The organism is Erythrobacter sp. JB3-1 (assembly GCF_057364995.1).
In genome coordinates, this window is sequence record NZ_CP200289.1 from 701,785 (window position 1) to 724,009 (window position 22,225).

Below are 22,225 nucleotides of genomic sequence, written 5' to 3' on the forward strand. Positions count from 1 at the left end.
CACCCCGCACCATCACTAATTTATAGAGGTCAGTCCCTCTTGCCCCGTGCGATCTTGCCGCGCTGGTGGCGGTGGAGGATCGCGCCTCGGCACATCTCCCGGTGCACCCGGATCAGGCGGCAGGTTTTGCCCTGTGGCCTGCTCTAGGAAATCATCGCTTGCGGCCTGAGGCGGCTCTTCCGCGCCGCTCGGTTCTGTGCGCTCACCCTCAATACCGAACGGCACGTCACTTTCGGCCTCGCGGCGGCCCGGCTCGACCAGATTGCCCTGCTCGTCGATGAAGTAGTAGTCGTCCGGATCGCCATAGAGGAACTCGTCATCCGGCTCGAGCTGCCATTCGGGCAGGTTGAGATCGGTATCAAACTTCTCAACTGGGCGGTCCTTCACCGCATAACGCATGTAGGCAGCGAATGCCTGCGCTGGTGCGCGCCCACCCTGCAGGCCCGACACACGCTTGGCATCATCGCGGCCCATCCAAACGCCGGTGGTAACGCCGGAAGAAAAGCCGACAAACCAGCCATCTTTGTTGGAGCTGGTGGTGCCGGTCTTGCCTGCAACCGGGCGACCAATCTGCGCCGCGCGGCCTGTGCCGGTCGCGACCGCGCTTTGAAGCAGATCCGTGATGCCAGCGGCAACATAGTCAGGCACCAAAGTCGTCTCAGTCGCCTTCTCGTGCTTGTAAATCACCTCGCCATTCGCGCTCGTTACGCGCAAGATGCCGTAAGGCTCGATGGCCTTTCCGCGCGCGGAGACAGCCGCGAAAGCGCGGGTCATATCGATCAGACGGACCTCGGAGGAACCGAGCACCATCGAAGGGAAGGTGGAGATCGGCGTCGTGACACCAAACCGGCGCGCCATGGAGGCGACGGTGCCAAAACCGACCTCATTGCCCAATTGCGCCGCAACAGTGTTGATCGAAAAGGCAAAGCTGGTCCGCAGGCTCGTCTCACCCACATTGCGGCCGCTGGAATTGCGCGGGGTCCAACCGTCAATGGTAACCGGGGTGTCAACGACACGGTCATCTGGTGTGTATCCGGCTTCTAGCGCAGCGAGATAGACGAACAATTTCCACGAGGAACCGGGCTGCCGCATGGCATTGGTCGCGCGGTTGTAATTGCTTTCGACATAGTCCGTGCCGCCAACCATCGCCAGGATCGCGCCGTCACGGTCGAGGCTGACCAGAGCGCCCTGCGATCCGTCCGGCGTGTTCGCATCAATCGAAGCGGTTGCCGCGCGCTGCATGCCCACATCCAGCGTCGTCCAAACCTCAATCGGCTCGTAAGTTTCTGGCAGCAGCAAATCGAGCTGAGGCAGAGCCCAATCGGTGAAATATCGCACCGAGTTCTGCCCGCTCTGCTGACGCAAATTCACCGCGCTTACATCAACGGAGGCTTCCTCTGAGGTGATATAGCCCTGCTCATTCATCAAGCGCAGCACGGTTTGCGCGCGGTCAACGGCGGCCTGCACATCGGCGGTCGGCGAATAGCGGCTCGGTGCCTTTACAAGACCTGCGATGATCGAGGCCTCTGCCACGCTCAGCTCTTTGGCTGGGTGGCTGAAGAATTTGCGGCTGGCGCTGTCGATGCCGTAAGCGCCGCCGCCGAAATAGACCTTGTTGAGGTAAAGCTCGAGAATTTGCTCTTTTGAAAATTTCCATTCCAGCGCCATCGCCAGCACCGCCTCGCGCGCCTTGCGGTCGACGGTACGATTGGAATTGAGGAACAGGTTGCGCGCCAGCTGCTGAGTGATGGTGGACGTGCCGCCCAGCCGCGCTCTGGAGCCAGTGACGCCTTCGATGATCGCGCCGGTCAGGCGGATCGGATCGATCCCGTAATGCGAATGATAGCGGCGATCCTCCACCGCGATCATGGCATTGGTCATATTTTCCGGGATTTCTTCATAGGCCAACCATTCGCCGAAACTTGGGCCTAGCTCGACAATCTCTGTCCCATCGCGCGCACGCACCAGAATGGTTTGCGCGTTCTGAGTCGCTTTCAGCTGGTAAAAACTAGGCAGCTCGCGTGCGGCGAAACCCACGGCGACGGCGAGGAAGATCACGCCAAGAACGGCGACCCCGCCGCCCCACAGGACAATCCGCTTGAGCCATTTGCGAAACGCAGATGGCGGCTTAGCGTCCTTGGCCGATTTGCCTTTGCCCTTGCTGCTAGGCCGCTTGGAACCACCCGCACGCTCAGCCGCGGCGCGGCGGCTACCGCGCTTGCCTTTGTTTTGCAGTTGGTTTCCCCGTTTCGACATTACCGGCTTGGCCTATCCTTTTCGCGCCCAAAATCGCGCGCTTTCACCCGCAATTGACCTGCATGGGTCTGTCCTAACCCGGCGTGAACAATGTTCGCAATGCAGCCTGCCTCCAAAACGGGTTATTGCTGCGAAACGCCTTAATCGTCCGAGGCGAAATCCAAGCTGGCGGAGTTAATGCAATAACGCAGGCCGCCGGCTTCTGGCGGACCATCAGGAAAGACATGGCCCAGATGCCCGCCGCATGCGGAACACAGCACCTCTGTGCGGATCATGCCGTACGAAACGTCGCGCTTTTCCTCGACGGTTTCAGCATCGGCAGGTTTCGTGAACGCGGGCCAGCCGCATCCGCTGTTGTATTTCGCATCGCTGGCAAACAGCACCGTGCCGCAGCCAGCGCAGGTGTATTCGCCCTCTTCAAAATGCTTGTCGTATTCGCCGGTGAAGGCCCGCTCTGTGCCCGCTTCGCGCAGCACGTGGTACTGCTCTGGCGAGAGCTTTTCGCGCCATTCGGCATCGGTCGTAGTCTTGGGGTTGGTATTCATTGTCGCGCTCCATAATCCGCTAGCGCTGATATCGGTTCCTCGAAGATGAACCGCAAGGGCGACCGCCCGCCCGCAGCGACGCGATCTATGATCGCATGAGCGAGGAAATCGCACACCGGATGGTGTGCGGAAAACAAAAAAGCCTACCCATCGACCAGCGCGTAATGCGCAGGCGGCTTGATCACATCCATCCGCTCAGTCAGCAGCGGGCGGAAGCTTGGGCGGCTCTTGAATACCGCGTACCAGCCGCGCGTTTGCTCATGCCCGGTCCAATCAATTCCGCCGAGATAGTCGGCCACCGATATCTGCGCGGCGGCGGCAAGATCGGCCATGCTCATGGTCGATCCGGCGAGCCATGGGCGATTGTCGATCAGCCAATCCATATAGTCCAAATGGCCATGAGCGAGCTTCATCGCCACCCGCAGAACTTTGGAGTCCGGCGGCTGGCGCAGAACAATCCGCTTCTTCATCCGCTCCGACAAGAGCGGCGCAGTGACATCGGCGTAGAAATTCTCATCAAACAACGCGACCAACCGGCGAATCTCCGCGCGGCCCGTTGCTGTGCCATTGATCATCGGCGCGGTGTCGACGGTTTCTTCGAAATATTCTGCAATCGCCCGGCTATCGCTGATCACGATCTCGCGCTCCGCATCAACAAGTACTGGCGTGCGGCCAGCCGGATTGAGATTGAAGAACATGTCAGAGGCCGCCCACGGGTCTTCGCGCACCAATTCATAGGCGATATTCTTCTCGCCCATCAGCAGCCGAACCTTACGGCTAAAGGGGCAGAGAGGGAATTGATGAAGGCGGTACATAGCGCTGAGATTCATGCCTTAGCGCAGGCTCCGCGTCCACCGGAATTCGCGTAAAGTCTTGTGAATCGAACCTGCGACCTGCGATTGCAAGCTGCGAGCCGCGTTTTAGCGTACGCGCGCCTCGTCCAGCGCGCCATTCATGCGCTCCGCCATATCGCGCAACGCAGGCAGCATTAGCTCCAAGCCTTCTGCCATCCCGCTCATCGCATTCATCGCTCGGGGCAGTTCATTCGACAATTGCTCGGGCAGCTCGTCCGCCTCTGGTGCGAGGTCTCTCACCCGGGCGTCGGGATCAATGTCGGGTCCTTGACCTCCGGTTGCCTTGTCCAGAGCCTCAGCCATCGGCCCGATCGGCAATTCCAGAACAGTGCCCAGAAGGACTTGGGCCAAAACGGCAGTCTGATCCTGAAACGCGGGGTCGGACAATTTCTCAGACAATTGCGAAAGAGAGCTTTCCGCGTCGCTTGGCGAGATATCTGCTGCATCCTGTGCAAAAGCGATGGACGGGGTGGCAAGCGCCAACACAGCGGCAGCAGCAATAGGCAGAGCGCGCATGGAAAATCCTCCTGAAAATTTGGGCTGGCCATGCATTAGTTCATGTTCAGTGACTTGAACCTGAATAAAAGGACGCAGCTAAACCCCAGAGGTTTCCAGCATCAACAGGCAGGCCGGCATCACATCATTGAGTGTGTCCGTATCCCAAAGGCGCTGCGCTTCTTGCGAGACCAATTGCGACACGCCATCGCGATTTAGCCCGGTCTCATCCATCAGTCCCGCCAGCGCGCGCACGAAGAACTCGCGCCCTCGCTCGCCCATTGCAGGCCATTTTTGCGCATCCGCATTGCCGTTGGCCTGGCCAAAAGCGACCAGTGAAAACGCCGCTGAACAGCGCACAATCGCCCGGTTTTCGCTGGAAAGGTTAGCGGCGCTAGCAGCCTCATCAGCAACAGGTGTAAGGGCGACCGCGGGGCCAGCTTGCGCCAACAGCAAAGCGGCGAATATGGAAAGAGAGCTCATACCAGTTGCCTATAGCAATCAATCTGAACGCCATGCTACCAGCTTCGTGGAGACTCACAAAGGAGACACCCCACAATGCTTAACCACATCATGATCGGTTCCAACGATATTGAACGGTCAAAGGCGTTCTACAACAAAGTTCTCGGCGTTCTAGGCGCTGGTGAGCCAATGGCGCATGTCAACGACACGGGGCAAACCCGCCTGTTTTACAGCCATGATGGCGATACATTCTCGGTCAGCGAGCCCATCAATGGCGAGCCAGTGACCCCGTCGAATGGCTTCACAATCGGATTTAAGTGCAGCTCGATGGAACAGATCCAGGAGTTGCATGATGTCGCGGTCGCCAATGGCGGCACCAGCATCGAAGACCCACCCGGCCCGCGCAACGGATCAATGGGCACAATGAACCTGTGCTATTTCACCGATCCAGACGGCCACAAGGTCTGCGGCATCCATCGGCCATGATAAGTTTTGACTGACCGGGCCACCCGCGCCGAGAAGAAACTAACGGCTCAGTTCAAACACAGCGAATTCGGCGCGCCAGTTAGCTGCTGGTGCGCCGATTTGTTTTTCGCCCGCAAAAAACCGGCTGCGCTCAATCCGCGCGCCTTTGGCCCGCGCCAATTCGCGAAAATCATCAATCGTCACATGGTGGATGTTTTGCGTTTCATACCAGCTTAGCGGCAACGCGCTTGTCACCGGCATACGCCCCCCAAACATCAACGCCGCGCGGGTGCGCCAATGGGCAAAATTGGGAAAGCTAACAAAGGCCTTTGTGCCAACTCGCAGCAACTCATCCAGCATCAAGTCAGGCCGCTTTGCTGTTTGCAAAGTCTGGCTGAGGATCGCGTAATCGAACGCCTTGTCGGGATAATTCGCAAGATCGCTATCCGCATCGCCCTGAACCACAGACAGCCCGCGCGCGACACTTTTCTCCACCCGCACTGCATCAATTTCGATGCCTCGCGCATCTACATTGCTGCGCGCCTGAAGCTCGGCCAGCAACATGCCATCGCCGCAGCCTACATCCAGCACGCGGGTGCAAGGTTTGACATGGGTCGCAATGACCTCAAGATCTGGCCGTAAAGTCATTGGTAAACTGCAGGGTTGTGCCGTTCCATCGCCATTTCCGGGTTGGCAAGCGGCTGCCAACCAAACCGCTTATACAGTCCTTGTGCATCGAGCGTCATAAGCATCCAGCGCCTTAGCCCCTGAAGTTCCGGATGATCATGAAGCCGCGCAAGCATACTGGACGAAAGTCCTTTTCCGCGATGCTCTTCCATTACGTAAACGTCCGCGAGATAGGCCAACGTCGCACGGTCAGTGATAACGCGCGCCATCGCAACCTGCCTGTCTTCAAACCGCACAGCAACGCATATGCTGTTGGATATGGCGCGCTGCACCGTCTCCAATGGGATGTTCTTTGACCAGTAGGCCTCTGACAGAAACGCATGGGCAGCCGCAGCATCAATTTGGCTGCTTCCCTCCACCAAAACATATGGTGAAACCAAGTCATCCATCGGTAAACCCTTTTATTACACGGTCTAATGGCTCGTGTGGGAGCAGGAAACTGTCATGGCCATAGGGCGCGCTGAGTTCGACGAAACTCACTGGCGCGCCAACCGCGTTCAGCCCATGAACGATATGACGGCTTTCCGCGGTAGGGTAGAGCCAATCAGTGTCGAAGCTGACGAGGCAAAAACGAGCGCCCTCACCCATCGCATGTCCGGCAAAAGCATCCGCCAGTTTGCCGTTGCCCGGCGTGTCCGCGAATTCCTCCGCGAGATCGAAATAATCCATCGCGCGGGTGATATAGAGGTAGGAATTGGCATCGAACCGCTGCGTAAAGCCGCTACCTTGATAGCGCAGATAGCTTTCCACCTGAAAATCCGCATCAAACCCGAAGCTTTTGGAAGAGCGGTCTTGCAAGCGCCGGCCAAATTTCGCGGTCAGGCCTTCTTCGGAAAGATAGGTTATATGCGCCGCCATCCGCGCCACGGCGAGGCCATTATCGGGCGAGGTATCGCTCGCATAATAGTCGCCCTCCTGCCACGCTGGGTCAGCCATAATCGCTTGGCGGCCAACCTCGTGAAAGGCAATGTTCTGCGCCGAATGCCGCGCGGTTGAGGCAATTACCAACACGCGTTCGGCCCGGTCCGGCCAGTTGGCGGCAAGGCTGAGCGCCTGCATCCCGCCCATTGATCCGCCAACCACCGTATGCAGCCGCTCAACGCCCATGCCATCGAGCAGAGCAACAAGGCCGCGCACCATGTCGCGAATGGTGATGACCGGAAACCGCATAGCGTAAGATTTGCCGTCTGGCCCTTCGCTCATCGGCCCCGTTGAGCCCATGCAGCTGCCGATGACATTGGCGCAAATGACGTGAAACCGGTCCGTGTCGATTGGTTTGCCCGGGCCAACCATCCGCTCCCACCAGCCAGGCTTGCCAGTCACAGGATGCGGGCTCGCCAAATATTGATCGCCGGTCAGCGCGTGGCAGATCAGAACCGCGTTGGATTTGTCCGCCGCCAGCTCGCCATAGCTCTCATAAGCAATCTCAACATTGCTCAGCGCCTGCCCGCAATCGAGCGGCAGATCATTGGGGAGCGCAAAGCTCTTAGAGGCGGGCGGTGTGGCCATTGGGCTGCGGGGATTGGGCGAGCAGCTCGCGAGTGTCAATTGCGCTGTTTTTTATCTGCAAGAGCGGTTATGCGCGCGGCTACTATGCCGACGCAACCCGAACTGAAGCCCTGGATCAACGAAATCCGCGCCTATGTGCCTGGCAAGTCCAAGGCCGACGACGGGCGCGAACTGATCAAACTGTCCGCCAATGAGAACCCTTTAGGATGCAGCAAGGCCGCGCTGGAGGCTCTGCGTGCGCCCGGCCATCCAGAGCTTTATCCTGATCCCGGCGCGCTTGCTCTAACCGATGCGATTGGCAAGCTGCACGGCATTGACCCCGCTCAGATTGTCTGCGGCACCGGCTCTGGAGAGCTGCTGCACTGCGCGGTTCAGGCCTTTGCTGGACCGGACGATGAAGTGCTGTTCTCAAAATACTCTTTCTCGCTCTACCCGCTGATCGCGCGCAAAATTGGCGCGGCACCCGTGTTTGTCGAGGATGATGATTTTGTCGCATCGGTCGACCAAATCCTTGAGCGCGTCACCGACAAGACCAAGGTCGTCCTACTCGACAATCCAAACAATCCGGGCGGCACCGCAATTGGCCGGGACGAAGTGCGCCGCCTGCATTCAGGCCTCCCGCCCAGCGTGCTGCTGGTGCTGGACCAAGCCTACGGCGAATATGTCGAGGACGACATGGATGATGGCGGTCTAGAGCTGGCAGCAAGCGCAAGCAACGTGCTGGTGACGCGCACATTCTCTAAGGCCTATGGGCTGGCCGGCCTGCGGATCGGATGGGCCACGGGCGCGCCCAACCTGATTGATGCGCTTAACCGTTTGCGCGGGGCCTTCAACGTTTCGACCCAAGGGCAAAACGCCGCGATTGCGGCCTTGGCGGATCAGCAATTCGTTGCAAAATCGCGCGAAGTGAATGCAGCGGGCCGAGCGAAACTGGCAGACGCAATCGCCGCGCTTGGCAATCACGGCCTGCGGGCAATTCCAAGCCAGGCCAACTTCATGTTGGTCCTGTTTGAAGGCGACGTCAGCGCCGAAAGCGCCCTCGAAGCCCTCAGCGAAGCGGGATATGCCGTGCGCCACATGCCAGGCCAGGGCCTGCCCAATGCGCTGCGCATCACGATTGGCAGCGAGGAGCATATGGAAGAGGTTGTCGCCACTCTGCGCGCGTTGTGCGGAGAGCCAGCATGACCATTCAATCGGTCGCTATAATCGGCCTTGGCTTGCTTGGCGGCTCTATCGGCCTCGCGGTAAGCGAGCATGCGCCAGAGATCACAACCTTCGGCTATGATGCAGACCCCGCTGTGCGCTACGCCGCCCGCAAGCGCGGCCTAACCAACCAAGTTTGCGACAGCGCCGAAGACGCCGTGCGCAGCGCCGATCTCGTCATTCTATGTGTGCCCGTCGGCGCGATGGCGAGCGCCGCAGAAGCTCTTGCCGGTGCGCTCAAACCGGATGCGATCATCAGCGATGTTGGCTCCTCCAAGACCAGCGTTCTGGCTGATCTCGCCGAAGCACTGCCCGGCCACACGATCATCCCCGCTCACCCCGTTGCCGGGACTGAGCAAAGCGGGCCGGAAGCCGGTTTTGCTTCGCTGTTCACCAATCGCTGGTGCATACTCACTCCGCCTGATGGCGCGGATGCGGCTGCTCTGGAGGCTCTCAAGGGCTTTTGGACAAAGCTGGGCGCACGGATCGAGATCATGGATGCCGAGCATCACGATCTGGTGCTGGCCGTGACCAGCCATATCCCGCACCTTATCGCCTTTACGATCGCCGGCACCGCAAGCGATCTGGAAGAGGTGACGCGCGGCGAAGTGATCAAATATTCCGCCGGTGGTTTTCGCGATTTCACCCGAATTGCCGCATCCGATCCGGTGATGTGGCGCGATGTGTTCTTGAACAACAAAGCCGCCGTGCTCGAAATGCTAGGGCGTTTCAGCGAAGACCTAACCGCATTACAGCGCGCAATCCGATCTGGCGATGGCGAAACGCTGGAGGAATTGTTCAGCCGAACGCGGACAATCCGGCGCAAGATTATTGAAGAAGGTCAGGACGATGATCGCCCCGATTTCGGGCGCGAAGATCATCAGCTCTGATATTTCTCAATAGCGCCTGTCGACCGGCGATTCTTCGGCGCCGCAGGCGTCGCAAGGGCCCTGTGCCCGCCTGGAGCGATGCGATCTTCGATCGCGTGAGCGAGGAAAGCCAAGTGAACGGATGTGAACGCCGGCGCTTGAGGCCCTAAAGATTAAACACATTCATCGCAGCATGAACCCGCTGTTCCACCTCTTCGCGCGGTAGGCCGGGCGGGACCATCTCACCGACTTTATAAGTGATCACGCCAGAGCGCTTGATCCAGCCATGGTAAAGCGGCCCGCTGTTCACAGCGACAGGCACCACCGGCAATTTGACCATTTTGTAGATGCCCGCAAAGCCCGCGCGCATTGGCGGGCTCTCTCCATGCGGCACGCGGGTGCCCTCTGGAAAGATCACGAGCGGACGTCCTTCCGCCACCATTCCCTTGGCCGCGCTCAGCATCTTGCGCAAAGCGCTTGCTCCGCCGTCGCGGGAAACCGGGATGAGACCATAGATTATCGCAGCCCGGCCCCAGCCAGGAATGTCGAACAGCTCCCGCTTCGTGAACACAGCAGGCCAGCGCAGCAATGTGGGTGTGTCAATCGCTTCAAAGAAGCTCTCATGCTTGATCACATAAAGCACGGGGCCGGTCGCGAGCTCGCCCTCGATCTCAACAGTGATGCCAACAATCACGCGCAGGCACCAGCGGTGCCAATCGGTCCAGCGCCGCACAATGCCGCGCAGGGCCTCTTGCCGGAATGTCAGCGCCAGAACCGCGGCCACGACCAGCATCGCACTGACCCCATAGAACACGGGATAGAACACCATGCTGCGTAATGCGCTGATAAGGCTCTTAAACATCGCCACGCTCGTTAGAGATTGACCAGACCTGCAGCCCAGCTCGCCAGCAGCTTGTGATATTCAAGAAATAGGCTGGAAAGGCTGGGGTTGGAGGTCACCGCATCGCGTACCACGACGACGCCGTCGGGCAGCTTGCGCGACAATTCGCCTGCCGCGCGCCGCATATGCCAATCGGTTGTGACCAGCCGCAGGGATTTGATCTCGTTAGTTTTAACCCACTGCGCCGTTTCAGACGCATTGCTGCGCGTATCAACGGCGGCAAAACCGAGCGTGACACAGCATTCCATGCGCGCTTCATCAACGGTGAACTCTGCTGCAAATTCTGCCGGCTTCACTTCGCGGTCGACCCCGCTGACCAGCATCTTTTCCGCCGCCCCGCTGTCGAGCACTTCTAGCCCGCGCGCGATCCGGCCTGCGCCCCCGGTCGGTACAATCACCGCATCAGTTTTGGCAGCCACATCGCCGGTTACCGGGGACGGCTGCGGCAGGGTTGTCACGAAGGCCAGAAACCCAATCGCCCAAAACAGGAAGACCGCAGAAAGAATGCGTTTGATCACAGCATCCTCCGCAAGGCCATCAGAATGGTGTAACGCCCAGTGACGAGGGCCAATGCAACGCCCGCGAATGGGATCAGCGCGATGATGATCCAATCGCTCATACCCAGAACGCCGCCCGCGACCATGCCGCTATCCAAAGCGGCAAATTGCCGCCCGAGCAGCCAAACCGCGCCCGCGCCCAGCCCTAAGCCCACAAGCCCGCCAAAGGCCGCATCGCGCACCACAGAGCGCTGGAATATCCGTGTGATCTGAGCATCGGTTCCGCCCAACAGGTGCATGATCTCAACCGTTTCCCGGTGGTTGGAAAAGGCGCTGCGAGCGGCCAGCCAAACCGCTGCGGCGCAAGCAAAGGTCAGCAAAGCGATCAGGGCAAGCGCAAGATATTGCAGCGAAGACAGCGCCGAATAAACCGGCTGCAGCCAGTCTGATTGCGCATCTACGCGGGCGCCCGGCACGTCGGCATCGAGCGCCGCCTGCAGCCGCTCGATTTCCTCTGGCCCGCTGGCGCTGCTCAATTGCACGTCAATCAGCGCCGGAATCGGCAAATCCTGACTGCCCGCACCATCGCCCAGCCAGGGGCGTAGCATCTCATCCAGCTCTTCTTCTGGCACCACCCTAAGGCTCGCCACGATGTCTTGAGCGGTCAGCACTTCGGCCGCTGTCGCCGCCTTCTGGTTCCGCAGCGTCTCATTCGCCTCAGTGATCTGGATCGTAACCGCGCCTGACAATTCAGCCCGAGCATTGCCTGTAAGATTGTTCAAGGCCAGCCCGCCAGCGGCTGCGATCACGACCAGAGCAATCATAATCGCAATCACCCAAGGGATCGGTCCAGACAGCCGCGCCTGCGGCACCAATAGCGCAGCGGCTCTGCCCTTCAGCCGCCCCGGCGCTTTTGCTGGTGTGCTATCGGCCAGCTCTGTTGCAAATGGCGGCGTGCTCATTGCCTGGCCCCCATCGGTCCAGTGCTGCGCGGAGGAAACTTCAGCGCGCCCGTTGGATCGGTAAGGCGACCTTTATTGAGCCGCATAATCAGCGATTCCGGCACTTTTTTGAGCAAGTGCACATCGTGCGTGGCGACCACAACTGTAGTGCCGAGCCGGTTCAGCGCCTCAAACAATCGCAGCAGCTTGAGCGCCATTTCCGGATCAACATTGCCCGTTGGTTCATCAGCGATCAGCATATCGGGCCGCCCGATCACCGCGCGCGCAATAGCAACACGTTGCTGCTCTCCGCCAGACATTGTCGCTGGGCGAGCCTTCACTCGGTGTGAAAGCCCGACCCAATCAAGCATATCATCGACCGGCTTTTGCAGCTCGCTTTCCGGCACACCGGCCAGCCTCAGCGGCAATGCAACATTATCGAAGGCGGTTAAATGCTTTACCAGGCGAAAGTCCTGAAACACCACGCCCAGCCGCCTGCGATAAGTCGGCAATTGTTCCCGCGGCAGGGTGATCATATCCTTACCAAACATGCGGATGCCGCCGCGCGAGGGACGCTGAGCCAGATATAGGAGTTTGAGCAGGCTCGTCTTTCCCGCCCCGCTGGCCCCGGTGAGAAAGTAGAAACTGCCGGGGAAGAGCGTGAAGCTGAGATCACTCAGCACCTCAGGCTCGGTGCCATAGCGCAGCCCGACATTGTCGAAATTCACCGTATCGCCTGCGCGCTCATTCATGGCCATGCCCCTATCCCATGCCCGCCGAGGGGAAAAGCCCATAGTGCTCAACGCGCGAAACAAGCGCATCAATGTGGAAAAAAGCCAACATTTGCGGCCCAAAGGCCCCGATGCACTTGTGCGCAACTTACGGGCGCGTATTGCCGTTCTAACCATGATTATAGCCTGTCCCGCCTGCAACACACGCTATGTTGTCCCAGACAACGCCATTGGCGATGACGGGCGGACTGTGCGCTGCGCGAAGTGCAAGCACAGCTGGTTTCAAGAGGCGGTGTTCGATTTGCCGCCGCAGAATGAGGTGGCCGCGCCAGAGCCAGTTGCCGAGCCTGCGCCACCTCCACCCGCTGCGCCTCCGGCCCCACCACCGCCTGCTCCAGAACCTGAGGCAGATGCGGAAGAAGCCCCCAGCGCGCCTTCGATCAACCATTGGCGCACCAGCGACCGCCCCGCTGCCGCAACAGACGCCGTCAGCGCAGCGGCGGCCTCAGCCGCTTCAGCCATTCATCAAGACCGCACACCGCTCGGCCAAGAGCAGGAGTTCGATGATCGAGCAGTGCCAAGTGACGCCGCCGAGGACTTCGCTGAAGAAAGCGCCAATACCGATATCGGCCCGGCTGTGTCTTACAGCGAGAGCAGCTATGACAGCGAGGATGCCGCTGGGCCCGCTGAGGCGGAAGAATATGACAGCGACGAAGGCTCGCGTTTTGATTACCGCCCGCCTTTCACCGCGCGCCGCAACCCGCTCAAAATGTGGACAGCAGCCGCGGCGATTTTCGCATTGCTTGCCGGCGGCACAATCGTAGCTGTGAATTATTACGGCATGCCCGATTGGGCACCGTTCAACCGGCCCGTGTTTGGGATTGGGCAGTCCGACCTAAAGCTGGATTTTCCGGCTGCTGAGCAGCGCACTGAAACCCTGCCTAGCGGCACAGAGATTTTCCGCGCGCGCGGCACCATCACCAATACCGGGCGCGAAACAGTTGATGTGCCCGCGCTGCGCATTGTCCTACGCGATGAGCGAGAGCGGATCGTGTTCGATTGGAATGTCGCCCCGCCGCAATCACAGCTCGCCCCAGGGGAGACCATGACAGTGACCGAAGCGATCACCGATGTGCCCGCCACCGCCCGCTTTGCAGAAATCGGCTGGGCTCCGAACTAGGCGCATTTTCGATGCAATTTTGCCGCGACACAGCAAAGTGCTTGCCGTGGCCGATACCCCTTGCTAGGGGCGCGCTCCTACCGAGGGGAGAGGCGCTGCCTACCCCTGCAGACTGTGTGCGGTCGTGGCGGAACTGGTAGACGCGCAACGTTGAGGTCGTTGTGGGCTAACGCCCGTGGAAGTTCGAGTCTTCTCGACCGCACCATTATTCTCTACTCATATGTGAACATAACACCACCAAAACCCCAGGATATCTGGGATTTTGGGCTCCTGCATTGACGCATGGCAGAACATCAAATACCACTATTTCTCACATATCAGGGTGGCTAGAAAGGTGGCTCATGAAGTTCGGTGCGCTCACGCAAATGAAGGCAAAAAATCTCGGGCCTGGCAAACACGCCGATGGCCAGGGTTTATGGCTTATCAAGCGTGAAAAGAGCGCCGGTCGCTGGATGTTGCGACTCGTTGTCTATGGCAAGCGCCGCGAAATGGGTCTGGGCCGCTGGCCAGACGTGTCGATTGGTGAGGCCCGCGAGCGTGCTGCCCAAGCGCGGCGTCAGCTCCGCGACGGTGTAGACCCCATCGAAGAACGCGCGAAACTGCGCCGCCGCATTGATCGGCTCTCTGTCGAACAAGCGATTGAGCAGTGTTTTGAAGCTCGCAAGGCTGAGCTCAAGGGGGATGGTCAAGCGGGGCGCTGGATGTCCCCGCTCAAGGTGCACGTCATTCCAAAAATCGGCCCTAAGGCCATCGAAGATGTAGACCAGCATATGCTGAGAGAGCTGCTGGGTCCCATTTGGCATCAGAAACCACAGGCAGCCTCCAAAGCGCTCAACCGCCTAAATCTCACGTTGAAGCATGCGGCAGCGCTCGGCCTTGATGTCGACCTGCAAGCCTGCATGAAAACCAAAGCACTGCTCGGCAAGCAGCGTCATAAGGTCGAGCATATCCCTGCCATGCAGTATCAAGACGTTCCCGCATTCTATCAATCACTACGAAACGAGGAGAGTGTGGCAGCGCTCTGCTTGAGGTTCCTTATCCTCACGGCTGCTCGGACAAGCGAAGTGCGACTAGCCACTTTTGAGGAAATCAAAGATGGCGTCTGGAATCTCGATGAGGCGCGCACGAAAAACGGTCGCAAACATAAGATCCCTCTAAGCGAGGAAGCTCTGCAGGTCGTCGCAGTCGCAGCAGAGCGGTCCAGCAATGAGTATCTGTTTGCCGCCTATCGCGGCAAACCTTTGTCTGACGCAGCAATGTCGAAGCTCATGCGCGACCGCGGACTTGCGGCAAGACCTCACGGATTCCGTTCCTCATTTCGGACTTGGCTGGAGGAACGAACTGACGCGTCGTTTGAAGTTAAGGAAGCTGCTCTCGGACATCACGTGGATAGCGGTGTGGTCGGAGCCTATCAGCGTTCTGATCGTCTGGAACAGCGCGGTCGTGTGGTCAAAGAATGGGCTGACTGGTTGACTTGAGGGATCGTCAGCTTTGCGCCCCAATTCTCGGACACAGACACTAATCCCACAAGGGCCTAAGAGCTGCCGTTAATTACCTTTGCGCTTGTCGGGGCTAAAGCAACAGGCTCATAGCTTTTCAGACTCATTCGGTTTGCTCGGGGTGTGTTTTCTAGCCCGGCTCGCCCTTCTGCGCTCAAGTTCGTCATGCTATTCGTATGAATATTTCTGAGTACGAAGAAGGTTGCCATGAGACTTAAAGCAGTAAAAATCAGAAATTTTCGAGCCTACCAAGCCGAAACGACGCTCTTCTTGGACGATTTAACTGCCATCCTCGGGCGGAATGATGTCGGCAAAAGCTGTTTGCTCGAAGCATTGGAAATTTTCTTCAACTCCGAGCTGGTAAAACCAGATTCTGGCGACTGCTGTGTGCACGCAACTGAAGATGACAAATTCGTAGAGATTGCATGCATCTTCGACAGCCTACCCACAAGATTGACCATTGACGCCCATGCCGAGACGACTTGGTCTGAGGAACATTTGCTGAATGCTGATGGCGATCTAGAAATCCTCAAGCGATACAATTGCGGATTGCGGACAGCCCCCAAAGCCGAGATCTTTGCTAGGGCTCATCATCCGGTAACGGAAGGAGCTGCCGACCTGCTCCAACTCAAAAATGCGCAGCTCAAAACTCGCGCTGGCGAAGTGGGAGCCGACCTAGCCGATGTTGATAAAAGATCGAATGTGTCGTTGCGACAAGCCATTCGAGATGCACTTGGTGATCTTGCCCTTGCTGGACGCGAGATACCCCTCAAGGAAGATGATGGAAAGAAGGTTTGGGACCAGATCCAGAAAGGATTGCCCGTATTCGCGCTCTTCCAAGCCGATCGTCCAAGCAAGGATGACGACCCAGAGGTCTCTGACCCGATGAAGATCGCCGTTCAGGCTGCGATCAAGGATATAGAAGATGAGTTGGAGGCGGTTCGCGAGAAAGTCCGGATCAGTGTCATGGAAGTGGCGCAACGCACCATCGCCAAACTTACCGAAATGGACAGCGAGCTAGCTGGTCAGCTCAATCCCACATTTAAGGCGGAGCCTAAGTGGGACGGATTCAAGCTAACCCTCACTGGCGACAATGACATCCCCATCAACAAGAGGGGTAGTGGAGTAAGGCGGCTCATCCTGCTCAACTTCTTCCGGGCGGAAGCTGAACGCCGTCGGGAGACAGCAGACTCACGGCGAGTCATTTACGCAGTTGAGGAACCTGAAAGCTCCCAACATCCAGACAATCAAGCGATGCTGATACGGGCCCTGTTGGAGCTCAGCGTCGACCCACATACCCAAGTGCTACTAACCACGCACGTTCCTGCGGTTGCTGCTCAGATTCCCGTTGAAAGCATCCGGTTAGTTACACGCCACCAAGATGGGTATCCGATTATCGAGCAAGGAACCGAAGACGCCTATGAAAAAGCTGTCGAATCTCTTGGCTTGCTTCCCGATAAGCGCGCACAAATTGCGATCTATATTGAGGGGCCTCATGACTATGAGTTTCTCATTCGAGCGAGCGCGAAACTGCGCCAGATTGATCCGACATTGATCGACCTTGAGAAGGATCATCGTATCGCTTGGGTTGTAACCGGCGGCGGAAATTTGAAGCACTGGGTCGACAAGCGATACCTAGCCAATGTCCAATTGGTTGAAGTGCATATCTATGACCGAGACGATCAGGATGATCCCAAGTACCAAGTCCAGGTAGATAACGTTAATGCTAGAGGAGACAATTCTGTCGCCTTTCTGACCAATAAGCGAGAAATGGAAAACTACCTTCACCCAACTGCCATAGAAGATGAACTCGGAGTTGCATTGGAATGTACGGATTGGAGTGACGTGCCCATGCTGTTCGCGGAGCAAGTGCATGTGCAATCTGGCTCGCCGAATGCATGGGCTGTACTGTCCGAGGAGCTAAAAGGTAGAAAGGAAAGTAGGGCGAAGAAACGCCTCAATACGGTCGTCATGGACCGGATGTCGGCTGCCGACCTTGAGCAGCGAGATGGACAAGGTGAGATTAGGGAATGGATGGAGGCTATTCGAGCAAGAGTGACGTGAGCGAACTGAGTGCTTCGTTCGGTTCTCCAACTCCTAGTAACTCATATGTGCTTGAGGCATCACCCCAATAGGAAGCTTAGATAAGACAGAAGCGCTCGCGGACGCGGCGCGAGTAATTGAGGATGAATTGACCTACGATTTTCGAACCCTTCTTCCGGCGGACTTTGAAGACTTATCCCGCGACCTTATCGGCAAGAGCCTTGGCATCCAGTTTGAGGCGTTCGCTAAGGGCGCCGATGGCGGCGTTGATGGTCGACACGCTACAAGCGAAGCCAATACGATTCTTCAGGCAAAGCACTACATTGATTCCGGATTCTCTGCCCTGAAATCGAAAATGAAGAAGGAACGCGCTGCCATCGATGCGCTAGAAATGGATCGATACATACTCGCGACATCCTGCCCGCTGACACCTCCTCGAAAGGAAAAACTCGCAGAGATTATAGGACCAAAACTCTTATCACCAAGCGACATCGTGGGTCCTGATGAACTGAATGCACTGTTGAAAAGTCACGGTGATGTCGAACGTGCCCATCTCAAACTCTGGTTGTCTAGTAGTCATGTCCTTGATGCTGTCGTTAATGCCAGTTCGCATGCCTTTAGCGCAACCACAATGGCTGAGATTGAGTCAAAAGTGCGAGTGTACGCACAAAATCCGAGCCTTGCTGATGCGCAATCGATACTTGAGAAGAACCATGTCCTGATTGTCTCTGGTCCGCCGGGTGTTGGCAAAACTACGCTCGCCGAGATGTTGGCTTATGCTCATATTGGCGATGGTTGGGAATTCATCGCAATCCGTAGCCTCGAGGATGGGTTCGCACGGATAAAGGACTCGCAGAAGCAGATTTTCTTCTTCGACGATTTTCTCGGCACCATTGCCTTGGATCGCCAATCACTTGCAGCCAATGATTCTGCCTTAGCCAAGTTTATGAATCGCATACGCAATAGCCCGAATGCGCGTTTTGTTTTGACGACCAGAGCTTACATTCTCAACGAGGCGCGAAGTGTCTCGGACCGACTGGCGGATGATCGCGTCGGGATCAGCACGTATGTTCTGGATCTCGATTCATATACTCGCGCTATCCGTGCCAGGATCCTCTACAACCACCTTCTTGTCGGGAACACGCCACAAACCCACATCAATGCACTGGTCGACAGCGGTCAAATTCCTCAGATTGTTGATCATAAGAACTATAGCCCACGTATTGTGGAATGGATGACTGATGCCATCCAAATTGGAAGTTTCGAAGCGGCAGATTACCCCAAGACATTTCTTCATGCTCTCGCCAACCCACAAAAGATATGGGAGGTGGCTTTCAAGAGCCATATCAACGACGCCTGTCGACACTTGTTGATTGCGCTCTTCTTTTCTGGATCATTCGGCGAGGAGATTGAGGAGCTCCGAAAGACTTTCGAGGCTCTTCATGAGTCACTTTGCTCCAAGCTTGGTCTGCCTCGAGGCTTGCAGGATTTCGAAGATTCCCTTCGCACCCTCGAAGGTAGCTTCGTCGATATCGAAGACACGACAGTCAACTTCATAAATCCCTCGGTCCGAGACTTTCTTGCCGACTTTTTGATTGATGCCGGGCTACTCGCAGCGGCTGCAGCCAGTTCGCAATCCGCCAGATTCGCATCTGCCGTTTGGGAGTTCACCAAGAGAAAATTTCTCTTGTCGCCCGCGAAGGAGAGCGTTGCCCGAGAGTTCCATGGCGTAACAGAAGTTCTGAAGTCGCGGCCATATCAAAGGCTTGTCGATGGTAATAGCATAGTCTTCGCCGACTCCAGTAACTCGGCTCGTGTAGAGCTATTGCTGGAATGGTGGTCAGAGACCTCCAACGAGACGTTCTTCAAGGCGGCCGTCGATATTGTGCGTGATCCTCCGCAAGGTTTTGACGCGTGGAGAGATGCCAACGCGTTGATCGAGTTGATCGGCAAGATCGATGACGGAGACTACTTCGGCGATCATTCGGACATGCCCGAGTTAAAGGCCCAGCTCGAGGGTGCCATTGTCACGTTGCTCAAGAGGGGAATGTGGGCAGAAGATCTGAAAACTGTTTCTGATACTGTGGAAGAGGCCCAGGGGGTAAGTCCGGAAATCGAGAGCGCGTTGAAAGCAGCGATCATTAATGAAATCGACAACGTAGACAGTTATTGCCGAGATCAGGACTCAAGTTCCCATCTCTCCGACCAAGCTGAGGCGTTGAAGATGCTTGGACCGCGCGCTGATGTGTCGGATTGGAGCCTATCCTCGGCATTGGACTTAATCGAGGAGCGGATTGCCGAAATTGAGGAATACGAAACTATGTCGTCGACCTCTCCAAGCTTCTCACCCTCAAGTTCGTATGAAGAAGAATTCTCTGATGAAGCGATGGACGCGCTGTTTTCTGGCCTTAAGCAGTAGGCTAAGGTCAGCGGCTGCTTTCGTGGCGCGCCAACCCAAATGCGGAAGGTCCGCAATCGGCCCAGTTCGAGACGCAGTTCAATGTCTGCAACTGGGGGTGAAAGCGGGCGCTCCATCGAGTTTCCTTTGGTCATCCTTCAATCACTCGATATCCAAAAGTTAAGAGATATCGACACCTTAACTATGAGTTAGAGGTTTTGACCTAGTTGCCTCGTTAAAAAACAGGGTCGAAAAATGACAGAAACGAGGCAAAACTCGCGCGCAATTGATACCGATTGCGACAGAAATCCGGTGCTGCGCGAACAAGTCGCAGAAAATTTCCGATTTGCCACAGCCGCATCGGTTGGGGGACTGGTCAACGCTGCAATTTTAGCAGCAGTGATGTGGTCGTCTGAAACAGCTCTTACTTTAGTTGGCTGGGCATGCGCGATCCTGCTTGGCACAGCGCTGCGCTTCTGGGCTCTGAGCGAAAACAAGCGCGACAGACTGCAACGAGTCCGTGCTACAACTCATTCGCGGCGGATCGAGGCTGTGGCTTTGATAAACGGCATGGCATGGGGCGCGGGAACAGTTATGTTCACGCAGATTGCCAGTCCCACCCAATACATGTTGCTGCTGATGATCTGCAGTGGGATGATGGGAGCATCAGTTACAACATATACGTCGATGGCGCGCGCAGGTATTATGTTTATCGCTCCGCTCGGAATTGGCGGACTAGCCTCACTATGGGTTCATCCGTCGGCTCCAGCTATTTCGGGAACATTGCTTCTGGCATGCTATTGTGTGCTTCTTATCCGCAGCGCGAAGGTCAGAGAACGAAGGTTCTGCGCTCGGATCAAGGCGCGGGAGGAGCTCGCGACGAGCAACGAAACTGTCAAACTGCTTTTGAATGATTTTGAAGAGCAATCAGCCGACTGGCTCTGGCAAGTCGATCAAGGTGGAAATGTTGTTGAGCCAACCAAGCGGTTTGGTGAAGCAGCTCGGGCGAGCTGAAGCCCTGCTCGCAGGCGCCCTATTCGAGACTCTGTTTATTCAGTCCAAAGAGCGAGACATGCTCAATGAGCATATCTACGGCGCATTCGGATTTCGCAATCTTACTCTCAAATTGGTGATCGATGGCGCGCCGAGGTGGTGGACTTTATCGGGCCAACCAACTGCCAATGGCGGCATGCGCGGTGTAGCCTCTGATGTAACGGCGCAAAAACGCGCCGAGGAGCGCGTCAGCTACATGGCGCACTATGACGGATTGACAGATCTAGCCAATCGCTTCCTGTTCAACGATACGCTTCGACGTTCGTTGAAACGTAGAGGTCAGAATGGCCAGGTTGCCGTTCTTTGCCTCGATCTAGATAGCTTCAAATCAATCAACGATTCACTGGGCCACCCAATCGGTGACAAGCTATTGTGCGAGATTGCGAGGCGAGTGGAGAAAGTCGTGCGCGGTGAGGACTTAGTCGCGCGACTGGGCGGCGATGAGTTCGCCGTTTTGCTTCAAGGTGGGAATGCGAGCGCTCGAGCAGAACGAATTGCCGAACGCATTCTCGAGAGTGTCGGTGAGCCTTGCTTGATTGACGAACAGCAAGTGATCACATCTTGCAGCATCGGAATTGCTTGCTCCGCTAACGAGAGCGTCGATCCAACGGTCCTCATGACCCATGCAGACCTTGCACTTTACACAGCGAAGGAAAATGGCCGCAATCGCTTCGCGTTCTTTGAGCCTGGCATGGACAAGGCTGCGAAGGAGCGGCGCGAGCTTGAAATGGACTTGCGCGCTGCCATTTCACTCAACGAATTTGAGCTACACTTCCAACCGTTGGTGAACATCGGCACAGGCCAAACTGTGTCGTATGAAGCCTTAATACGATGGAATCATTCCACGCGCGGTGTGGTCATGCCTGACGATTTCATTCCAATTGCCGAGGAATCTGGATTGATCGTTCAGCTTGGTGAGTGGGTGATTAGGAATGCTACGCAAGAGGTTGCGAAATGGCCTGAGCACTTGCACGTTTCGGTCAATCTATCGCCAGCGCAAATGCGGTCAACAAATCTGATCCCCACAGTATTCGGTGCGGTTGCGCATGCTGGGATTGATCCGCAGCGACTAGAACTCGAAATCACTGAGAACGTGTTGCTTCATGATAGCGCCGTAAACATCGCAACCCTTCATAAGCTGCGAGACTTCGGCGTGCGCATATCTCTTGATGATTTCGGCACTGGCTATTCTTCCCTCAACTATCTGCGCAGCTTCCCATTCGACAAGATCAAGATCGATAAATGTTTCGTGTCAGGTCTTGCCGATAATCCCGATTGTCAGGCGATTGTCCGTGCTGTCACAGGTCTTGCTTCAAATCTCGGGATGGTCACAACAGCGGAGGGAGTTGAGGAAGAGGGGCAACTGGAATTGCTACGTGGTGAGGGATGCACCGAAGCCCAAGGCTATCTCTTCGCTCGCCCTGGCCAGACCTCGCAGTTCACCGACCTGCGCATGAAAGCCAATGCCCCAAAAGGCTCTGATGTTACGTTACTTCCAGCCGCTAATGTCGATGTTGATCCCGAGTTATCGCTCTCATCAGATGACTTTGGCGACAATGGTCGCGAAGAGGGCCATCGCGCAACAAAGTAGCATCAAAGCGACAGTGCCTCCGCAATCCGCAAGTCTGATGTTAGGG

21 protein-coding genes and 1 tRNA gene are annotated in these 22,225 nt (G+C 56.9%); 10 read left to right on the forward strand and 12 right to left on the reverse strand.

Annotated elements, in window-relative coordinates:
* Positions 1-15: 15 nt before the first annotated feature.
* From AC0V6M_RS03305 to AC0V6M_RS03325, 5 genes are all read right to left on the reverse strand, one after another.
* Positions 16-2,256: a transglycosylase domain-containing protein gene (locus tag AC0V6M_RS03305; protein WP_486137440.1), complete on the reverse strand. Its 2,241-nt coding sequence runs from the start codon at positions 2,254-2,256 to the stop codon at positions 16-18.
* A 140-nt stretch (positions 2,257-2,396) separates the two neighbouring features.
* Positions 2,397-2,801: a peptide-methionine (R)-S-oxide reductase MsrB gene (gene msrB, locus AC0V6M_RS03310; protein WP_486137441.1), complete on the reverse strand. Its 405-nt coding sequence runs from the start codon at positions 2,799-2,801 to the stop codon at positions 2,397-2,399.
* 143 nt (positions 2,802-2,944) lie between these two features.
* Positions 2,945-3,616 (reverse strand): glutathione S-transferase family protein, encoded by a 672-nt coding sequence (locus tag AC0V6M_RS03315; protein ID WP_486137442.1) that lies wholly within the window; start codon positions 3,614-3,616, stop codon positions 2,945-2,947.
* A gap of 105 nt (positions 3,617-3,721) precedes the next feature.
* Entirely contained in the window at positions 3,722-4,171 is a 450-nt protein-coding gene (locus AC0V6M_RS03320) for a hypothetical protein (protein ID WP_486137443.1), read from the reverse strand.
* A gap of 78 nt (positions 4,172-4,249) precedes the next feature.
* Positions 4,250-4,633 carry a hypothetical protein gene (locus AC0V6M_RS03325; protein WP_486137444.1) on the reverse strand — a complete coding sequence of 128 codons (384 nt, stop codon included), beginning with the start codon at positions 4,631-4,633 and terminating at the stop codon, positions 4,250-4,252.
* 75 nt (positions 4,634-4,708) lie between these two features.
* On the opposite strand from AC0V6M_RS03325, the gene AC0V6M_RS03330 reads away from it, so the two are divergent.
* Positions 4,709-5,098 (forward strand): VOC family protein, encoded by a 390-nt coding sequence (locus AC0V6M_RS03330; RefSeq protein WP_486137445.1) that lies wholly within the window; start codon positions 4,709-4,711, stop codon positions 5,096-5,098.
* Between the two features lie 39 nt (positions 5,099-5,137).
* On the opposite strand, the gene metW is transcribed toward AC0V6M_RS03330, so the two are convergent.
* From metW to metX, 3 genes are read right to left on the reverse strand one after another with little or no spacing between them, the layout of a single operon-like run.
* Positions 5,138-5,725, reverse strand: coding sequence for a methionine biosynthesis protein MetW (metW, locus tag AC0V6M_RS03335; protein WP_486137446.1), 588 nt, complete (start codon positions 5,723-5,725; stop codon positions 5,138-5,140).
* Positions 5,722-6,153 carry a GNAT family N-acetyltransferase gene (locus tag AC0V6M_RS03340; protein WP_486137447.1) on the reverse strand — a complete coding sequence of 144 codons (432 nt, stop codon included), beginning with the start codon at positions 6,151-6,153 and terminating at the stop codon, positions 5,722-5,724. Before AC0V6M_RS03340 ends, metW begins: the two co-directional genes overlap by 4 nt.
* Entirely contained in the window at positions 6,146-7,273 is a 1,128-nt protein-coding gene (gene metX, locus AC0V6M_RS03345) for a homoserine O-acetyltransferase MetX (protein ID WP_486137448.1), read from the reverse strand. The genes AC0V6M_RS03340 and metX overlap by 8 nt, the downstream gene beginning before the upstream one ends.
* 84 nt (positions 7,274-7,357) lie before the next feature.
* Between metX and hisC the strand changes: the two genes are divergently transcribed.
* Positions 7,358-8,458, forward strand: coding sequence for a histidinol-phosphate transaminase (gene hisC / locus AC0V6M_RS03350; protein WP_486137449.1), 1,101 nt, complete (start codon positions 7,358-7,360; stop codon positions 8,456-8,458).
* Entirely contained in the window at positions 8,455-9,366 is a 912-nt protein-coding gene (locus AC0V6M_RS03355) for a prephenate/arogenate dehydrogenase family protein (protein WP_486137450.1), read from the forward strand. The genes hisC and AC0V6M_RS03355 overlap by 4 nt, the downstream gene beginning before the upstream one ends.
* 145 nt (positions 9,367-9,511) lie before the next feature.
* Here AC0V6M_RS03355 and AC0V6M_RS03360 read toward each other — a convergent pair whose 3' ends face one another.
* From AC0V6M_RS03360 to ftsE, 4 genes are read right to left on the reverse strand one after another with little or no spacing between them, the layout of a single operon-like run.
* A complete protein-coding gene (locus AC0V6M_RS03360) occupies positions 9,512-10,207 on the reverse strand; it encodes a lysophospholipid acyltransferase family protein (protein ID WP_486137451.1) in 696 nt (231 codons plus the stop codon).
* An 11-nt stretch (positions 10,208-10,218) separates the two neighbouring features.
* On the reverse strand, positions 10,219-10,764 hold the full coding sequence (locus tag AC0V6M_RS03365) for a YdcF family protein (protein WP_486137452.1): 546 nt from the start codon (positions 10,762-10,764) through the stop codon (positions 10,219-10,221).
* A complete protein-coding gene (locus AC0V6M_RS03370; RefSeq protein ID WP_486137453.1) occupies positions 10,761-11,705 on the reverse strand; it encodes a cell division protein FtsX in 945 nt (314 codons plus the stop codon). The genes AC0V6M_RS03365 and AC0V6M_RS03370 overlap by 4 nt, the downstream gene beginning before the upstream one ends.
* Positions 11,702-12,436 (reverse strand): cell division ATP-binding protein FtsE, encoded by a 735-nt coding sequence (gene ftsE / locus AC0V6M_RS03375; protein ID WP_486137454.1) that lies wholly within the window; start codon positions 12,434-12,436, stop codon positions 11,702-11,704. The genes AC0V6M_RS03370 and ftsE overlap by 4 nt, the downstream gene beginning before the upstream one ends.
* Before the next feature lie 73 nt (positions 12,437-12,509).
* Between ftsE and AC0V6M_RS03380 the strand changes: the two genes are divergently transcribed.
* The 7 genes from AC0V6M_RS03380 (at position 12,510) to AC0V6M_RS03410 (ending at position 22,179) form a co-directional block, all read left to right on the forward strand.
* Positions 12,510-13,595, forward strand: coding sequence for a zinc-ribbon domain-containing protein (locus tag AC0V6M_RS03380; protein WP_486137455.1), 1,086 nt, complete (start codon positions 12,510-12,512; stop codon positions 13,593-13,595).
* A gap of 118 nt (positions 13,596-13,713) precedes the next feature.
* Positions 13,714-13,800, forward strand: a tRNA-Leu gene (locus AC0V6M_RS03385).
* Positions 13,801-13,936: 136 nt separating this feature from the next.
* A complete protein-coding gene (locus tag AC0V6M_RS03390; RefSeq protein WP_486137456.1) occupies positions 13,937-15,073 on the forward strand; it encodes a tyrosine-type recombinase/integrase in 1,137 nt (378 codons plus the stop codon).
* A gap of 228 nt (positions 15,074-15,301) precedes the next feature.
* Positions 15,302-17,158, forward strand: coding sequence for an ATP-binding protein (locus AC0V6M_RS03395; RefSeq protein ID WP_486137457.1), 1,857 nt, complete (start codon positions 15,302-15,304; stop codon positions 17,156-17,158).
* Positions 17,159-17,285: 127 nt separating this feature from the next.
* Complete coding sequence (locus tag AC0V6M_RS03400; protein WP_486137458.1) at positions 17,286-19,556, forward strand: nSTAND3 domain-containing NTPase; 2,271 nt, start codon at positions 17,286-17,288, stop codon at positions 19,554-19,556.
* Between the two features lie 234 nt (positions 19,557-19,790).
* Positions 19,791-20,549, forward strand: coding sequence for a hypothetical protein (locus tag AC0V6M_RS03405; RefSeq protein ID WP_486137459.1), 759 nt, complete (start codon positions 19,791-19,793; stop codon positions 20,547-20,549).
* Positions 20,506-22,179, forward strand: coding sequence for a putative bifunctional diguanylate cyclase/phosphodiesterase (locus AC0V6M_RS03410; protein WP_486137460.1), 1,674 nt, complete (start codon positions 20,506-20,508; stop codon positions 22,177-22,179). The genes AC0V6M_RS03405 and AC0V6M_RS03410 overlap by 44 nt, the downstream gene beginning before the upstream one ends.
* Positions 22,180-22,225: the final 46 nt, after the last annotated feature.

What these genes read in the sequence shown, in the direction of transcription:
- AC0V6M_RS03325 (WP_486137444.1), bottom strand. Translation starts at nt 4,633, where the DNA reads ATGAGCTCTCTTTCCATATTCGCCGCTTTGCTGTTGGCGCAAGCTGGC.
- AC0V6M_RS03355 (WP_486137450.1), top strand. Translation starts at nt 8,455, where the DNA reads ATGACCATTCAATCGGTCGCTATAATCGGCCTTGGCTTGCTTGGCGGC.
- AC0V6M_RS03370 (WP_486137453.1), bottom strand. Translation starts at nt 11,705, where the DNA reads ATGAGCACGCCGCCATTTGCAACAGAGCTGGCCGATAGCACACCAGCA.
- AC0V6M_RS03340 (WP_486137447.1), bottom strand. Translation starts at nt 6,153, where the DNA reads ATGGATGACTTGGTTTCACCATATGTTTTGGTGGAGGGAAGCAGCCAA.
- AC0V6M_RS03320 (WP_486137443.1), bottom strand. Translation starts at nt 4,171, where the DNA reads ATGCGCGCTCTGCCTATTGCTGCTGCCGCTGTGTTGGCGCTTGCCACC.
- metW (WP_486137446.1), bottom strand. Translation starts at nt 5,725, where the DNA reads ATGACTTTACGGCCAGATCTTGAGGTCATTGCGACCCATGTCAAACCT.
- hisC (WP_486137449.1), top strand. Translation starts at nt 7,358, where the DNA reads ATGCCGACGCAACCCGAACTGAAGCCCTGGATCAACGAAATCCGCGCC.
- AC0V6M_RS03390 (WP_486137456.1), top strand. Translation starts at nt 13,937, where the DNA reads ATGAAGTTCGGTGCGCTCACGCAAATGAAGGCAAAAAATCTCGGGCCT.
- AC0V6M_RS03315 (WP_486137442.1), bottom strand. Translation starts at nt 3,616, where the DNA reads ATGTACCGCCTTCATCAATTCCCTCTCTGCCCCTTTAGCCGTAAGGTT.
- AC0V6M_RS03360 (WP_486137451.1), bottom strand. Translation starts at nt 10,207, where the DNA reads ATGTTTAAGAGCCTTATCAGCGCATTACGCAGCATGGTGTTCTATCCC.
- AC0V6M_RS03395 (WP_486137457.1), top strand. Translation starts at nt 15,302, where the DNA reads ATGAGACTTAAAGCAGTAAAAATCAGAAATTTTCGAGCCTACCAAGCC.
- AC0V6M_RS03405 (WP_486137459.1), top strand. Translation starts at nt 19,791, where the DNA reads ATGACAGAAACGAGGCAAAACTCGCGCGCAATTGATACCGATTGCGAC.
- ftsE (WP_486137454.1), bottom strand. Translation starts at nt 12,436, where the DNA reads ATGAATGAGCGCGCAGGCGATACGGTGAATTTCGACAATGTCGGGCTG.
- AC0V6M_RS03305 (WP_486137440.1), bottom strand. Translation starts at nt 2,256, where the DNA reads ATGTCGAAACGGGGAAACCAACTGCAAAACAAAGGCAAGCGCGGTAGC.
- msrB (WP_486137441.1), bottom strand. Translation starts at nt 2,801, where the DNA reads ATGAATACCAACCCCAAGACTACGACCGATGCCGAATGGCGCGAAAAG.
- metX (WP_486137448.1), bottom strand. Translation starts at nt 7,273, where the DNA reads ATGGCCACACCGCCCGCCTCTAAGAGCTTTGCGCTCCCCAATGATCTG.
- AC0V6M_RS03330 (WP_486137445.1), top strand. Translation starts at nt 4,709, where the DNA reads ATGCTTAACCACATCATGATCGGTTCCAACGATATTGAACGGTCAAAG.